At 73.5% G+C, this 13,959-nt stretch carries 15 protein-coding genes and 1 riboswitch; of the genes, 5 read left to right on the plus strand and 10 right to left on the minus strand.

From position 1 onward, the window contains the following. Positions 1-123: 123 nt before the first annotated feature. The 4 genes from M3148_RS10870 to M3148_RS10885 all read right to left on the minus strand — a co-directional run bounded on the left by M3148_RS10870 (position 124) and on the right by M3148_RS10885 (position 4,899). On the minus strand, positions 124-1,620 hold the full coding sequence (locus M3148_RS10870) for a UDP-N-acetylmuramoyl-L-alanyl-D-glutamate--2,6-diaminopimelate ligase (RefSeq protein ID WP_251304725.1): 1,497 nt from the start codon (positions 1,618-1,620) through the stop codon (positions 124-126). Between the two features lie 36 nt (positions 1,621-1,656). Then, entirely contained in the window at positions 1,657-2,181 is a 525-nt protein-coding gene (locus M3148_RS10875; protein WP_251304726.1) for a CarD family transcriptional regulator, read from the minus strand. 269 nt (positions 2,182-2,450) lie between these two features. Beyond that, entirely contained in the window at positions 2,451-3,626 is a 1,176-nt protein-coding gene (locus tag M3148_RS10880) for an RtcB family protein (protein WP_251304727.1), read from the minus strand. Positions 3,627-3,690: 64 nt separating this feature from the next. After that, on the minus strand, positions 3,691-4,899 hold the full coding sequence (locus M3148_RS10885; RefSeq protein ID WP_251304728.1) for an MFS transporter: 1,209 nt from the start codon (positions 4,897-4,899) through the stop codon (positions 3,691-3,693). 81 nt (positions 4,900-4,980) lie between these two features. Between M3148_RS10885 and M3148_RS10890 the strand changes: the two genes are divergently transcribed. Next, positions 4,981-5,625 carry a FadR/GntR family transcriptional regulator gene (locus M3148_RS10890; protein ID WP_251304729.1) on the plus strand — a complete coding sequence of 215 codons (645 nt, stop codon included), beginning with the start codon at positions 4,981-4,983 and terminating at the stop codon, positions 5,623-5,625. A gap of 17 nt (positions 5,626-5,642) precedes the next feature. Next, entirely contained in the window at positions 5,643-6,215 is a 573-nt protein-coding gene (gene mug / locus M3148_RS10895) for a G/U mismatch-specific DNA glycosylase (RefSeq protein WP_251304730.1), read from the plus strand. 10 nt (positions 6,216-6,225) lie between these two features. On the opposite strand, the gene M3148_RS10900 is transcribed toward mug, so the two are convergent. Both M3148_RS10900 and M3148_RS10905 read right to left on the minus strand, forming a co-directional pair. Continuing rightward, the gene (locus tag M3148_RS10900) at positions 6,226-6,405 is read right to left on the minus strand and encodes a DUF5302 domain-containing protein (protein WP_251304731.1); all 180 of its coding nucleotides are present in this window, start codon (positions 6,403-6,405) and stop codon (positions 6,226-6,228) included. A 91-nt stretch (positions 6,406-6,496) separates the two neighbouring features. After that, positions 6,497-7,630: a hypothetical protein gene (locus M3148_RS10905; RefSeq protein WP_251304732.1), complete on the minus strand. Its 1,134-nt coding sequence runs from the start codon at positions 7,628-7,630 to the stop codon at positions 6,497-6,499. 63 nt (positions 7,631-7,693) lie between these two features. Here M3148_RS10905 and M3148_RS10910 point away from each other — a divergent pair, with 63 nt between their 5' ends. From M3148_RS10910 to M3148_RS10920, 3 genes are read left to right on the plus strand one after another with little or no spacing between them, the layout of a single operon-like run. Further along, positions 7,694-8,032, plus strand: a complete 339-nt coding sequence (locus M3148_RS10910) for a DMT family transporter (RefSeq protein ID WP_251304733.1) — start codon at positions 7,694-7,696, stop codon at positions 8,030-8,032. After that, positions 8,032-8,349 (plus strand): DMT family transporter, encoded by a 318-nt coding sequence (locus M3148_RS10915; RefSeq protein ID WP_251304734.1) that lies wholly within the window; start codon positions 8,032-8,034, stop codon positions 8,347-8,349. The genes M3148_RS10910 and M3148_RS10915 overlap by 1 nt, the downstream gene beginning before the upstream one ends. Beyond that, the gene (locus M3148_RS10920; RefSeq protein ID WP_251304735.1) at positions 8,346-8,951 is read left to right on the plus strand and encodes a class I SAM-dependent methyltransferase; all 606 of its coding nucleotides are present in this window, start codon (positions 8,346-8,348) and stop codon (positions 8,949-8,951) included. The genes M3148_RS10915 and M3148_RS10920 overlap by 4 nt, the downstream gene beginning before the upstream one ends. Here the strand turns inward: M3148_RS10920 and M3148_RS10925 are convergent. Genes M3148_RS10925 through gcvP form a run of 4 tightly spaced genes read right to left on the minus strand, consistent with a single transcriptional unit; the run spans position 8,941 to position 13,706 of the window. Next, positions 8,941-9,351 (minus strand): PPOX class F420-dependent oxidoreductase, encoded by a 411-nt coding sequence (locus M3148_RS10925; RefSeq protein ID WP_251304736.1) that lies wholly within the window; start codon positions 9,349-9,351, stop codon positions 8,941-8,943. The genes M3148_RS10920 and M3148_RS10925 overlap by 11 nt on opposite strands. A 3-nt stretch (positions 9,352-9,354) precedes the next feature. Further along, complete coding sequence (gene gcvH / locus M3148_RS10930; protein ID WP_251304737.1) at positions 9,355-9,741, minus strand: glycine cleavage system protein GcvH; 387 nt, start codon at positions 9,739-9,741, stop codon at positions 9,355-9,357. Between the two features lie 21 nt (positions 9,742-9,762). After that, positions 9,763-10,875, minus strand: coding sequence for a glycine cleavage system aminomethyltransferase GcvT (gene gcvT / locus M3148_RS10935; RefSeq protein WP_251304738.1), 1,113 nt, complete (start codon positions 10,873-10,875; stop codon positions 9,763-9,765). Then, complete coding sequence (gene gcvP / locus M3148_RS10940) at positions 10,875-13,706, minus strand: aminomethyl-transferring glycine dehydrogenase (protein ID WP_251304889.1); 2,832 nt, start codon at positions 13,704-13,706, stop codon at positions 10,875-10,877. Before gcvP ends, gcvT begins: the two co-directional genes overlap by 1 nt. 124 nt (positions 13,707-13,830) lie before the next feature. After that, a riboswitch (glycine riboswitch) is annotated at positions 13,831-13,921 on the minus strand. Positions 13,922-13,959 lie beyond the last annotated feature (38 nt).

The raw sequence follows: 13,959 nt of genomic DNA on the forward strand, positions 1-13,959 counted from the left end.
CTCCCCGGCCATCGACTCCGCGTCGAACAGATCCCGCTGATCCCGCGATCTCCCCTGCATGCACCAATCGTTCCCGACCGCCGCCCGCACACCGGTCAGGGACACGCATTCTTCAGCAGTCTCCTAGGCCGTGGCGCCGGCGTCGCGCTCCCGTCGCAGGGCCAGGGCGGCCCGTGCCTCGCCCATCTCGTCCCAGGGGAGCGTCTCGGTGTCGCGCTCGAGCGTGGCCTCCGGGCCCTTGCCGGCGAGCACCACGGTGTCCTGCGGGCCGGCCTGACCCACGGCGTGGCGGATCGCCTCGCGCCGGTCGCCGATGCTGACGAAGTTCGAGCGCCCGGCCTCGCGGGCGCCGCGCTCCATCTCGGTGAGGATGTCGGCCAGCGGAGTGTCCCGGTGGTCCTCCTCGGTGAGGACGGCGACGTCGGCCATCCGGGTCGCCACCTCCCCCAGCGGGGCGCGCTTGGAGGGGTCGCGCGGGCCGCCGGCGGACCCGATGACCACCCACAGGCGGCCCTCGGTGGTGACGCGCACGGTGGCCAGCGCCTTGTCGAGGCTCGGCGGGGTGTGGGCGAAGTCGACGATGACGCGCGGGTCGCCGTCCTGGCGCTCGCACATCTCCATGCGCCCGGGCACGCCGGGGAAGGTCGCCAGTCCGGCGACGAGCTCCGCGAGCGGGACGCCGGCCGCGTGGACCCCGGCCATGGCGGCGAGCGCGTTGGCGACGTTGAAGCGGCCAATCATCGGCAGCACAGCGGCCGCGGAGCCGGCCGGGGTGTGGACGGTGAAGCGCAGGTCGTCCGGGCCCTCGACGACGTCCGCGGCCCACCAGTCGGCCCGCTGCCCCTCGGCGCTGTACGTGGTGCGGCTGGGGGCCATCGGCAGCAGCTGCTCGGTCCACGGGTCGTCGGCGTTGAGGACGGCGTGCCGGGCGCGCTGGACGAGGAGGGACTTGTCGGCGAAGTACTGCTCCATCGTCCCGTGGAAGTCGAGGTGCTCCCCGGTGAGGTTGGTCCAGATGGCGACGTCGAAGTCGACGCCGCGGACGCGGTCCAGGGCCAGCGCGTGGCTGGAGGCCTCGACGACGGCGTCCGTCGCCGCGTGGTCGACCAGCTCGCGGAGGATCTGCTGGACCTGCGGCGCCTCGGGCGTGGTGAAGTGGGTCGGCGGCTGGCGCAGCACGCCGTCCGGCAGCTCGTAGCCGATCGTCGAGAGCAGCCCGGTGGGGCGGCCGGCGCTGCGCAGGAGGTGGCGCGCGAGGGCGGACGTCGTCGTCTTGCCGTCGGTGCCGGTGACGCCGAGGACGGTGAGCTCGCGGCTGGGATGTCCGGCGAGCACCGACGCGGCGTCGGCGAGGGCGGCCCGGGCGCCCGCCACCCGCAGGTACGGGACTGGGCAGGTGACGCCGTCGGGCAGGCCCTCACCGATGACGACGACGGCGCCGCGCCCGACGGCGTCGCCGATGAAGCCGTGGCCGTCGGCGCGCGCGCCGCGAACGGCGACGAAGACGTCGCCGGGGCCGGCCCAGTCGGCCTGGTGGGTGGCGCCGCGGACCTCGGTCGAGGGGTCCGCCCCTGAGGGCAGCTCGAGGTCCAGCGCGGCAGCCAGGTCACCAAGTCTCATGCGGCCAAGCCTAGGTGTCCCCAGCGGGGCGGCCGATCAGCTCGCGGTGGCGAGCTCCTGTCCGATGGCGGGACGGACACCCTCGAGGATCGCGGCGTCGACCATGGCGGCGATTTCCTCCTCCGTCTGGGACAGGACGAGGGCGAGCTCGGTGACGAAGGGGCCGCTCGCGTCGCGCAGCAGCTTCATCTCCCCGAAGGCGAGGCGCTTCTCCTCGTTGCTCCGGGTGAGGTCGCGGATGAGGGCGGCGATGATGAGGATCTCACCGGTGCGCAGGCGGTCGCCGTTGGCCTTGATGCGGCGGGACCAGACGGTCTCCTGCTCGGGGCTCGGCGCGAGGAGGACGTCGAGGATCTCCCGGACACCCTTGAGGTCCACGGCGGGACGTACCCCGACCTCGGCGGCGCGGTTCTCCGGCATCGTGACCTCGAGGTCGGAGTTGTGGACGTCGAGCTCCACGTAGGTCACCTTCTCCTTGCGGATGGTGCGCGTGGAGACCTTCTTGACCGTCGCCGGTCCGTGATGGGGGTGGACGACAACCTGACCAGTGGTGAAATTCAACGCGTGACCCTTCGCTAAAAGAGCGCCACACTCGGTGCCGGCAATACCTGGAAAAGGAAACCGACGACTGTCTCAAACCGCCCTACCGCTGATTTCCCGACATCGTCCGGGCGGTATGAGGACACGGAGGAATTCGCAGCCACATCCAGTGGGAGCGCCCGACCTCCGCGAGCCAGCGCATATCATCATCGCATATCTGGCAACAAATTGCCAGCCCGTGCCCTGCCCCACATTTTCGCCAATGCGCAACCGGGGCCGGGGCTGGCGGCTCACTGGCCCTTGACGTTGACGAGCTGCCGCAGCACGTGGTCCACGGAGACGAGGTCGGCAGCGTCGGCCATGACGACGTCGACGTCCTTGTAGGCGTCGGGGATCTCGTCGACGAAGGCGGCGAGGTCGCGGTACTCGATCCCCGCCATCCGCCGTCGCAGGTCGGCCTGGGTGAAGGTGCGTCGCGCCTGGGTCCGGGAGTAGGCGCGCCCGGCGCCGTGCGGGGCGGAGCACAGGGACATCTCGTTCCCCTTGCCGGTGACGACGTAGGAGGCCGTGCCCATCGAGCCCGGGATGAGCCCGCGCACCCCCTCGTGGGCCGCGATGGCCCCCTTGCGCGAGACGAGACGGCGGCCGCCGGCGTGCTGCTCGACGGCGGTGTAGTTGTGGTGGCAGTTGACCTCGTCGAGGCGCTGCACGTCCTCGTCGAGGAAGCGGCCCAGCTCCTCGACGACGCGGTCCATCATCACCTCGCGGTTGTGGCGGGCGAACTCCTGGGCCCAGTGGAGATGAGAGAGGTAGGTGTGGAACTCGGCGTCCTCCTCGGTGAGGTAGGCGAGGTTGCGGTCGGCGAGGTGGTCCCCGCGGCGGTCGGCGACCCGCTGGGCGGCGGTGATGAAGCGGCGGGCGATCTGGTTGCCCACCCCGCGGCTGCCCGAGTGGAGGAAGGTCCACACCCGACCCTCCTCGTCGGCCGTCACCTCGATGAAGTGATTCCCGCCGCCGAGCGAGCCGAGCTGCAGGCGCCAGTTCTTCGCGTAGGTCTCCGGGACGACGTTCTCGTCACGGGCGAGGCGCTCGAGCTCGGTGACCGCCTGCGGCGCGCGGCCCCACACCTTGCGGTTGTAGTTGCCGGGACTGAGCGGCACCGCACGCTCGATCGCCTCGCGCAGGACGGCGAGCGGCCTCCGGACCCCGCGGAGGCGCTCGACGGTGAACTGGGTGCGCACGGCGACCATCCCGCAACCGATGTCCACGCCCACCGCGGCGGGGATGACCGCCCCCACCGTGGGGATGACCGAGCCGACGGTAGCGCCCATGCCGACGTGCGCGTCGGGCATGAGGGCCACGTGCGGGTCGACGATGGGCAGTTCGGCGGTGAGACGGGCCTGGGCCAGGGCCTGGGGGTCGATGATCGAGGCCCAGGAGTACAGCTTGTCCGTGACGCGCTCCATGCCAACGACCATGGCAGGTCCGCGGCTGCCCGGCACGGGCAGGTGCACCGGCCGCCGCGACCGGTCAGACGCGGGCCAGCACCGGGGCGGCGCGCACCTGGTCCTCGAGCAGCGTGGGACGGCAGGCGACGAAGCCGCTGACGAGGAGCACGGCGAGACTGGCGAAGAGGACGACGAAGGCCCCCGCCCACGACCCGGAGCGGGCGTAGAGCGCACCGACGCCGAAGGGGCCGATGCACGCGATCGCGTAGCCGCCGCCCTGCATCGCCCCGGACAGCACCGTGGAGCCCGCCGTCGTACGTGTGCGGGCGTTGACGAGGGTGAGGCACAGCGGGAAGGTGCTCACGCCGAGGCCGAGGAGCACCACCCAGATGACAGCGCCGGCGTCGGGCGAGAGCAGGAGGCCGGCATAGCCAGCCACCATGGCTGCGGTGCACACGACGACGATGACGAAGGGGTTGCGAAGCCGGATCGCCAGGGGCGGGACGACGAACGCGGCGGGCAGCCCGATGACCGAGAAGAGCGCGACGAGCGCGCCGCCTGACTCGGGGTCGGCGCCCGCGTCGATGAGGATCGCCGGGAGCCAGGTGAAGATCGCGTGGACGTTGAGGCTGGTGATGCCCATCATGAGCACGAGCGACCACAGCAGCGGCGTGCGCCACGCGCCGTGCAGCCGCTGCGGCCCGGTCTCCACCGGCGCCGCGGCGCCGCCCGCACGTGCGGCCAGGACGACCCAGAGCACGACGGCGACGGCGGTCGTCGTCGCCCACATCGCGATGGCCCACCGCCACCCGGCGACGAGCGCCACCGGGACGGCCGCGAGGGGGGCGACGAACTGGCCCACCTGCAGGAGCGCGATGTACATCGAGCTCACCGCCTTGAGGTGCGCCGAGAAGTACTTCTTCACGAGCGGGATGACCAGGACGTTGGACGCCCCGACCCCGACGAACGCGACGACGGTGGAGGCGACGAGCATGCCGGTCGACGGCGCCAGCGCCCGCAGCACGATGCCGCCGGTGGTGAGGGCGACGGCGATCGCGATGGTGCGCTCCAGGCCGAGGCGGCGGGCCACGGGAGCCGCGACCAGCCCGAAGACGGCGAAGCAGGCCGTGACGATCGTGCCGAACACCCCGTACAGGGACGGCCCGAAGTCGAGGTCGGCGCCGATCGTGTCGAGCAGCGGCGTGAACCCGGTGACCGCAGTGCGGAGATTGAGCGCGGTCAGGACGATTGCCAGGAGGGGCAGCACGCTCGCCCGGGCCTTGTCGCTCATGTCGAACCCCAAAGGTAGGATGATGGGATGAATCGGGCAGACACTAGCGCACACCAGGCACCCCTGCGCAAGGCGCCGAGCATGACCGACACCGTCACGGCGCGCTTCCACGAGGCGGTCGCGTCCGGGGAGTGGCCCGTCGGCGAGCGGATCCCGGTCGAGGCCGAGCTCATGGCGTGGGTCGGCGCCGGGCGCAACACCGTGCGCGAGGCGGTCCAGTCGCTCGTCCAGGCCGGGCTCGTCCGCCGGGAGCAGGGACGCGGAACCTTCGTCATCGCCCGCTCCGAGCTCGCCACCACGCTGACCCGCCGGGCGACCCGTGCCCACCGCCGCGACGGCCTCGAGCTGCGCGCGGCCCTCGACGGCGCAGCGGCGCGGATCGCCGCGCAGCGCCGGGAGGACGCGGACGTCGCGGCCCTGCGGGAAGCCCTAGACGCGCGGGCCCGCGCCTGGGAGCAGGCCGACCACCAGGTCCGCATCGCCGCCGACCTCGCGCTGCACCGCGCCGTCGTCGCCGCCACGCACAACGAGCTCTTCACCGAGCTCTACGACGGGCTCGTCCCGCTCTACGAGGAGGTGCTCGCGGACGACGTCGACGAGGACGAGGACCCGCACGCGGACCAGCACGAGCGCCTCGTCCACGCGATCGTCGACCGGCGACCGGCCGACGCGGAGTCCGCGGTCGTCGACATCCTCGCGCCCCTCATCGACGAGCTCCCCCGCTGACCTGGCAGGCTGCTGCCATGCCTGCTGACCGGCGTCCCACGCGCGAGGAGCTGCTCGCCTCGGCCGACCGCACCCTCCCGCTCGTCGTCGCGCCGGGGCTGCGGGTGCTCTTCTGCGGGATCAATCCCGGCCTGTACTCGGCATGGTCGGGGCACCACTTCGCGCGGCCGGGCAATCGCTTCTGGCCGGCGCTGCACCGCTCCGGCTTCACGCCGCGCCAGCTCCACCCCTCCGAGCAGGAGGAGCTGCTCTCGCTCGGGCTGGGGGTGACAAACGTCGTCGAGCGCGCGTCGGCAACCGCCGCGGAGCTCTCCTCCGCCGAGCTGCGCGCGGGCGGGGAGCGGCTGCGGGCCGAGGTCGCGGAGCACCGCCCCGAGTGGCTGGCCGTGCTCGGCGTCACCGCCTACCGCACGGCCTTCGACCGGCCGCGCGCGACCTACGGGCAGCAGGACGTGCGCCTGGGGTCGACCCGGGTGTGGGTGCTGCCCAACCCGAGCGGCCTCAACGCCCACTTCACGCCGGCGCGACTGGCGGCGGCCTTCGCCGAGCTGCGCCGCGCCGTCGAGAGGCGCGGCGCAAACCCGACCTGAGCAGGGCGGTCTAGCCGGACTTGCGACGGAAGGTGCGCTTGCCTCCGCCGTTGACCTGGCTCCCGTGAACCGTGCCGGGGTTCTGCTGCGCCTGGTGGTTCTGGTGCGCGCGCTCGTTCTTGCGCTCGAGCGCCTGACGCATCTTCTCCTTGGCCGTCTCGGGCTTCGGTTCGGGCGTGGTGTCAGCCATCGTCCCTCCAGGTGTCTCGTGGGCGAAGCGGTCCTGGCCAGCCTGCCCTGCCACGGCGCCGATAGCCAGGACTTAACGCGCGCGGCGGAGCTCAGTGCGTCAGCTCGGCCAGCCGCTGACGCGCCTCCTCGACGGCGTGGCGGGCGGCCTCCTCACGGGCCTCGGCGTCCTCCCGCTCCTCGGCGGCCTGCGCCCGCTCCTCGTCCAGCTCCGCGAGCTGCTCCTCCAGCCGCTCGAGCTCACGGCGCAACTCCTCGGTCCGGGCGGCGGCATGGAGCACCTGCGCCTCGATGCGCGAGAGCTCCTCGGTGGCGTCCTCGAGCTCGGTGCGGGCGTGCTCGGCCACGCGCTCCCGGGCACGGAGCTCGCGCTCCGCGCGCCTGGTCTCGCGGGCGGTGTCCGCCGGCTCGGGCGTGGGCTCGGGGGCGCTGCGGCGGGTACGGCCGATCGCCCGGTGCGGCCGGGTCTGCTGCTCCGGCTCCTCGTCAGGCTCAGCACTGCGGGGCCGGCGGCTGATCGCCCGACGCGGCGGCGTCTGCTCCTCCGGCTCCTCCTCGCGCTCCGTGCTGCGGGGCCGGCGGCTGATCGCCCGACGCGGCTTGTCGTCATCGTCCTCCGCCGCCGGTTGCTTCTTCGCGGGGGCTACGGGACGGGTGTGCCGTGCCGGGCGGGGCGGAGCCGCGGGCTCCTCCTCCGGCTCGGCGGCCTCGACGGCGCCGGGCACACCGAGCGCCTCCTCGAGGCCACCGCTCGGCTCGAGGGCCCGGACGAGCAGCAGGCTGCGCACCGCCCGCTCGGCGGCACGGTCGATGACGACGGCGGACCACGTCGCCTCCACCTGCTCCTGCGCCGCCCCGGACAGCCCGACGCCCCGCTCCTCCGCCAGCCGCGCCGCCGTGCGGGTCACTGCACCGGTCAGCTCCCGCCGGCGCCTGCTCAGCGCCCGCAGCTCGGCCGGGTCCGCGGCGACCTGGGCCACCCGCAGCTCGGCGCCCAGCTGGCCGAGGGCATCGAGGTCCTCCGGGTGCACCCGGGCCACCGCGCCTACCGCCCACGCCGCGACCGAGGCCTTGGGCAGCGCCTTGACGGCCGTGGCCAGCTCCCGGTCGCCGGCCCGGCGCGTCGCGCCGGCGCGCGCGTTGCGGGTCGCGATGAACTCGGCCGGCGGGTGGGCGTAGAGCTCCCGCGCGACGGTCGCCAGCTCGGCGTCGGGGGTCTCGGTCACGGCCGTAGCGTGGCACGGAAGCCCCGGCCCGCGCCCTCCCAGCGGCTCTGGGAGGATCGCCCGGTGACCTGGCTCCTCCTGGCCGGCGCCATCGTGTGCGAGGTGACCGGCTCCCTGTCCCTGCGTGCCGCCGTCGACGACCCACGCTGGTACGCGCTCGTCGTCGTCGGCTACGTCTCCGCCTTCCTCTTCCTCGCGGCGGTGCTGCGCCGCGGGATGCCGCTGGGCGTCGCCTACGGCATCTGGGGTGCCACCGGGGTGGCGCTGACCGCGGCGCTGTCCGCGGTGATCTTCGGTGAGCCCCTCACGCTCCTCATGGCGGCGGGGATCGTGCTCATCATCGGCGGCGTCCTGCTCGTCGAGGTGGGCTCCCACCGGGCGACCGAGGCGGTGGACGCCTGATGGGCTGGCTGTTCCTCACCGGCTCGATCCTCGCCGAGGTCACCGCCACGCTCTCCCTGCGCGCCAGCGTCGACGGGCGCAAGGCGTGGCTCGCCGTCGTCGGCGTCGGCTACCTCGTCGCCTTCACGCTGCTGTCCCTCACCCTGCAGGCCGGCATTGGGATCGGTGTCGCGTACGGGATCTGGACCGCCGTCGGGGTCGCGCTCACCGGAGTCGGGAGTAGGGTGCTCTTCGACGAGCCGCTCACGCGGATGATGGTCGGTGGCATCGTCCTCATCGCCGCGGGGGTCCTCCTCGTGGAGCTGGGAGCGCAGTGACGGCGACGTACTGGAACCACAACACGGCCTTCCACGGCGAGATCGTCGCGGACGCGCGCCGGCGGGGCGGTCGCGTGCTCGACGTCGGCTGCGGGGAGGGACTCCTCCTCGAGCGCCTGGCCGGGGTGGCCGACGAAGTCGTCGGTCTCGAACCCCACCCGGCGGCCGTGGCCCGCGCACGTGCCAGGGACGTCCCTCGAGCGCGGGTGGTGCAGGCGGGACTGCTCGACACCGAGCTGCCGGCGATCGGGCTCTTCGACACCGTCACCTGCGTGGCAACGCTCCACCACCTGCCGCTGCGGCCGGCGCTGCGCCGTCTCGGCGAGCTCGTCACGCCGGGCGGACGCCTCGTCGTCGTCGGGCTCGCGGCCACCGCCTCGGCGACCGACGTGCTGGTCTCCCTCGCTCAGGTGCTGCCGGTGCGGGTGCTCGATGTTGTGCACCGGGCGCAGGGCGACGTCGGCGTCGCCCTGACCGACCCGGTCACCTCGCTCGCCGAGATCCGTGCCGCCGCCGAGGAGATCGTCCCGGGCGCGCGAGCGCGACGGCGCCTGTACTACCGCTACTCGCTGGTGTGGGACCGCCCCCCGCTCAGCCGCTGACCGTCGGCCCGGCCTCCTCGGGGGTGAGGACGACGACGCAGCGGCGCTCCCGCTCCATCGCCGCGCAGTACTCGTCCCAGTCCTCGTGCTCCCCCGAGAGGCGGCGGTAGTAGTCGACGAGGAGGTCCATCGCCTCGGGCAGGGAGATGATCTCCACGGTGCCGGTCAGCTGGACCCACGGCCCGAAGAACTTCTCGCTCAGCTGGCACAGCGACGCACGCGGCGTGCGCAGCAGGTTGCCGACCTTGACCGCCGTCTCCCGGGTGCTGATGAGGACGCGCCCGTGGTCGTCGACCGCAGCCAGGACCGGTGACTGCTGCGCGTCACCGCTGCGCCTGCGGGTAGCCAGGACGCCGCGGGGGTTGGCCCGCACGAAGTCGAGTGCCGCGCCGACGTCCACGGCTCAGTCGCCGATCTCGGCGCCGGTGGTCTCGGCGTACTCCTCAGGCGAGAGGAGCTCGGACTCCTCCGCCACCTCGACGGCGAAGAGCCAGCCGTCCGCGAAGGGCTCGCGGTTGACGAGCGAGGGGTCGTCGAGCGCTTCCTGGTTCACCGCGGTGACGGTGCCGGTGAGGGGGGCGTAGAGGTCGGAGACGGACTTCGTCGACTCCACCTCCCCGCAGGTCTCCCCCGCCGTCACCTCGGCGCCGACCTCCGGCAGGTCGAGGTAGACGATGTCGCCGAGGGCGTCGGTCGCCACGGTGGTGATGCCCACGCGCACGGGCGTGATGGAGTCGTCCACCCACTCGTGCTCGGCGGTGTACTTGAGGTCGGGACGGATGGTGGCCATGGTTTCTCCTCGGCGGTTCGGTCAGGGACGACGGTAGAACGGACGCTCGACGACGGTGAAGGCTTCGCGCCGGCCGCGCACGTCGACGTCGAGCGCGGTGCCGACCTCCGTGGCGGCGCGGTCGACGACGGCGAGGGCGATCGGGTGGCCCAGGGTGGGGCTGGGCAGGCCGGAGGTGACGACGCCGACCTCCACCTCCCCGAGGAGGACGGGTGAGCCCTGCCGCGCGGCGCGGCGACCCTCGCCGGAGAGGCCGACAAGTACCCGCCGTCCGGGCTCGCCCGCCTCGTGGGCCGCGCGGACGCGCTCCAGCGCCGTGCGGCCGACGAAGTCCGCCGTCTTGCGGCGCAGGCCGACGATGCCGCCGAGGCCGACCGTGAAGGGGTCGACGTCCAGCCCCAGCTCGTTGCCGTACAGCGGCAACGCGGCCTCCAGGCGCAGCGAGTCGCGCGCGGCGAGCCCGGCGGGGACGAGGCCGGCGTCCGCGCCGGCGTCCAGCAGCGCGCGCCACAGGGCGACGGCGTGCTCCCCCGGCACGAGGACCTCGAAGCCGTCCTCCCCCGTGTAGCCGGTGCGGGCGAGCAGCACGCGCTGCCCGGCCACGGTGGCCTCGCGGGCCCAGTAGTAGCGCAGGTCCCCGACCGGCCCGTCCGCGAGCGCCTCGACGATCCCGACGGCGCGCGGCCCCTGGACGGCGAGGAGCGCCGTCTCCTCGGTCGCGTCGGTGACCCGGGCGTCGAAGCCGGCCGCGCGCTGGCCAAGCTCGGCGAGGACGGCGGCCGTGTTGGCCGCGTTCGGCACGGTGAGGAAGCGGTCCTCGCCCACGCGGTAGACGATGAGGTCGTCGACGATGCCGCCCTCGGGTGTGCACAGCAGCGTGTACTTCGCCCGTCCCACCTCGAGGGTGGAGATCGAGCCGACGACGGCGTGGTCGAGGAACGCTCCCGCGCCGGGCCCGTCGATCCACACGGTGCCCATGTGGCTGAGGTCGAAGAGGCCCGCTGCCTCGCGCACGGCGCGGTGCTCGGCCAGCTGGGAGCCGTAGCTCAGGGGCATCACCCAGCCGGCGAAGCCGGTCATCGTCGCCCCCAGCGCCTCGTGCTCGGCGCGCAGGGCGGTCTCCTTCTCGCTCATCAGTCCTCCTCGAAGGCCTCGGGCGGCGGGCACGCGCACACGAGGTTGCGGTCCCCGTAGGCGTTGTCGGTGCGGCTCACCGGGGGGAAGTACTTGTCCTGCCGCAGCCCGGGGACCGGGAAGACGGCCTGCTCGCGCGGGTAGGCCCGGTCCCAGGCGTCGGTGGCGACGTCAGCGGCCGGGTGCGGGGCGCGGCGCACCGGGCTGTCGGCGACGTCGACCTCGCCGTCGAGGATCTGCTGGATCTCCCCGTGGATCGTCACCATCGCCTCGACGAAGCGGTCGAGCTCGGCGAGGTCCTCGCTCTCGGTCGGTTCGACCATGAGGGTGCCGGCCACCGGGAAGGAGAGCGTGGGGGCGTGGAAGCCGAAGTCGACGAGCCGCTTGGCCACGTCCTCGGCGGTGACGCCGGAGCGCTTGGTGAGCTCGCGCAGGTCGAGGATGCACTCGTGGGCGACGAGGCCGTCGGCGCCGGTGTAGAGCACCGGGAAGTACGGGTCCAGCGCCCTGGCGACGTAGTTCGCCGCGAGCAGCGCGCTGCGGGTCGCGGCCGCGAGGCCCTCGGCGCCCATGAGCGCGATGTAGGTCCAGGAGATGGGCAGCACCCCCGCGGACCCGTACCGGGTCGCCGAGACCGGCACCGCGCCGTCGTCGTCGCCGGCGGCGTCCCCGGGGAGGAACGGGGCCAGGTGCTCACGCACCGCGACCGGGCCGACGCCGGGACCCCCGCCGCCGTGCGGGATGCAGAAGGTCTTGTGGAGGTTGAGGTGGGAGACGTCCCCGCCGAACTCCCCCGGCTGGGCCAGTCCGATGAGCGCGTTGAGGTTCGCGCCGTCGACGTAGACCTGCCCGCCGGCGGCGTGGACCGCCTCGCACACCTCGCGCACCTCGGTGTCGAAGACGCCGTGGGTGGAGGGGTAGGTGAGCATGATCGCGGCGAGCTGCTCCCCGTGCTGCGCGATGCGGGCGTGGAGGTCGGCGGTGTCGATCGAGCCGTCGTCGGCGGTCCTCACGGTGACGACCTTCATCCCGGCGAGGACGGCAGAGGCCGCGTTGGTCCCGTGCGCGGAGGACGGGATGAGGCAGACGGTGCGCTCCCCGTCGCCGCGCGAGCGGTGGTAGCCGCGGATCGCGAGGAGGCCGGCGAGCTCGCCCTGGGAGCCGGCGTTGGGTTGGACGGAGACGCGGTCGTAGCCGGTGATCTCCGCGAGCCAGCTCTCGAGCTCGGTGACGAGCTCGCGCCAGCCCTCGGTCTGGTGGTCCGGGGCGAGCGGGTGGATGGAGGCGAAGCCCGGCCAGAGCATCGCCCGCATCTCCGTGGCGGCGTTGAGCTTCATCGTGCACGAGCCGAGCGGGATCATCGTGCGGTCCAGCGCGAGGTCCCGGTCGGCGAGGCGGCGCAGGTAGCGCATCATCTGCGTCTCGGAGCGGTGCGCGTGGAAGGTGGGGTGGGTGAGGAACTCGCTCGTGCGGCGCAGCGGCGCGGGGATCTCGAAACCGCCGTCGTCGTCCCCTGCCGACTCGGCCCCGAAGGCGGCGAGGACGGTGGCGAGGTGCTCCGGCGTCGTCGTCTCGTCGCAGGAGACGCCGACCGTGTCCTCGTCGACTAGCCGCAGGTTGACCCCGCCCCGTTCCGCCTCCGCGACGACGACGGCGGCCCGCCCGGGCACGCGGACGGTGACGGTGTCGAAGAACGCGTTGTGGACGACCTCGATGCCACCGGCGGTGAGACGCAGGGCCAGGGCGCGGGCGGCGCCGTGGGCGTGGTGGGCGATCTCCCGCAGCCCGTTCGGCCCGTGGTAGACGGCGTACATGCCGGCGACGACGGCGAGCAGCGCCTGCGCGGTGCAGATGTTGCTCGTCGCCTTCTCCCGGCGGATGTGCTGCTCGCGCGGCTGGAGGGCCAGGCGCAGGGCGGGGCGGCCCTCGCTGTCCTTGGAGACGCCGACGAGCCGGCCGGGCAGCTGGCGCTCCAGGCCCTCGCGCACTGCCATGAAGGCGGCGTGCGGCCCGCCGTAGAACAGCGGGACGCCGAAGCGCTGGGCCGAGCCGACGGCGACGTCGGCGCCCTGCTCCCCCGGCGGGGTGATGAGCGTGAGGGCAAGGAGGTCTGCGGCGACGGTGACCATCGCGCCGCGCTCCTTTGCCTCGGCGATGAGACTGGCGTGGTCCCGCAGCCGGCCGGAGGTCCCCGGCTGCTGGAGGACCAGGCCCGTGACGCCGTCGGGAAGGTCCGGCAGGCCGCCGTCGAGGTCGGCGACGACCGTGGTGAGGCCCACCGCCGCCGCGCGCGCCCGGACGACGGCGAGGGTCTGGGGGTGCAGCTCGTCGTCGAGGACGAACGTGGCGGCCTTCGAGGCCTTGTTGGCGCGCTGCATGAGCAGCACGGCCTCGGCGACGGCGGTGGCCTCGTCGAGCAGCGAGGCGTTCGCGACCGGCAGGCCGGTGAGGTCGGCGACCGCCGTCTGGAAGTTGAGCAGCCCCTCGAGGCGGCCCTGGGAGATCTCCGGCTGGTAGGGGGTATAGGCGGTGTACCAGGCCGGCGACTCGAGGACGCCCCGCTGGATGACGCTCGGGGTGTGGGTGCCGTAGTAGCCCTGGCCGATCATCTGGACGCGCTGGACGTTGCGCCCGGCGAGCTCGCGCAGCCGCTCGAGGACCTGCGCCTCGGTGCGTGGCGCAGGCAGGTCCAGGGGGCGCTGCTGGCGGATGGCGGGCGGCACCGAGTCGAGGAGGGGCTGCCAGTCGGTGTGCCCGAGCGAGTCGAGCATGGCCGCGGTGTCGGCGGCGCGCGGGCCGATGTGGCGGTCGGCAAAGGACGGTGAGGACATGGACACGGCTCCGGGGTGGCGGGGAACTGGGTCCTCCCCGCTCTGTCATGGGACCTGAGAGTTTTCGCGAGCCGGGCTCGCCTGCACCGTCGGTGAGCGCTGACGCGCTGCTTTCCAGAGCTGCCTGATCGCGGCGGTACCGGGGCCTGAGAGATTAGCGGGAGGGCTTGCTCCTTCGGCGCCCGCACAGGGCGGGGCTCTCCCGCCGCGGGTGGGCGGCGTATCGAGTTGTCCGGGTCACACTACCCGGCGA

The sequence above is a fragment of the Georgenia satyanarayanai genome (genome assembly GCF_023715365.1).
Taxonomy (GTDB): Bacteria; Actinomycetota; Actinomycetes; order Actinomycetales; family Actinomycetaceae; genus Oceanitalea; species Oceanitalea satyanarayanai_B.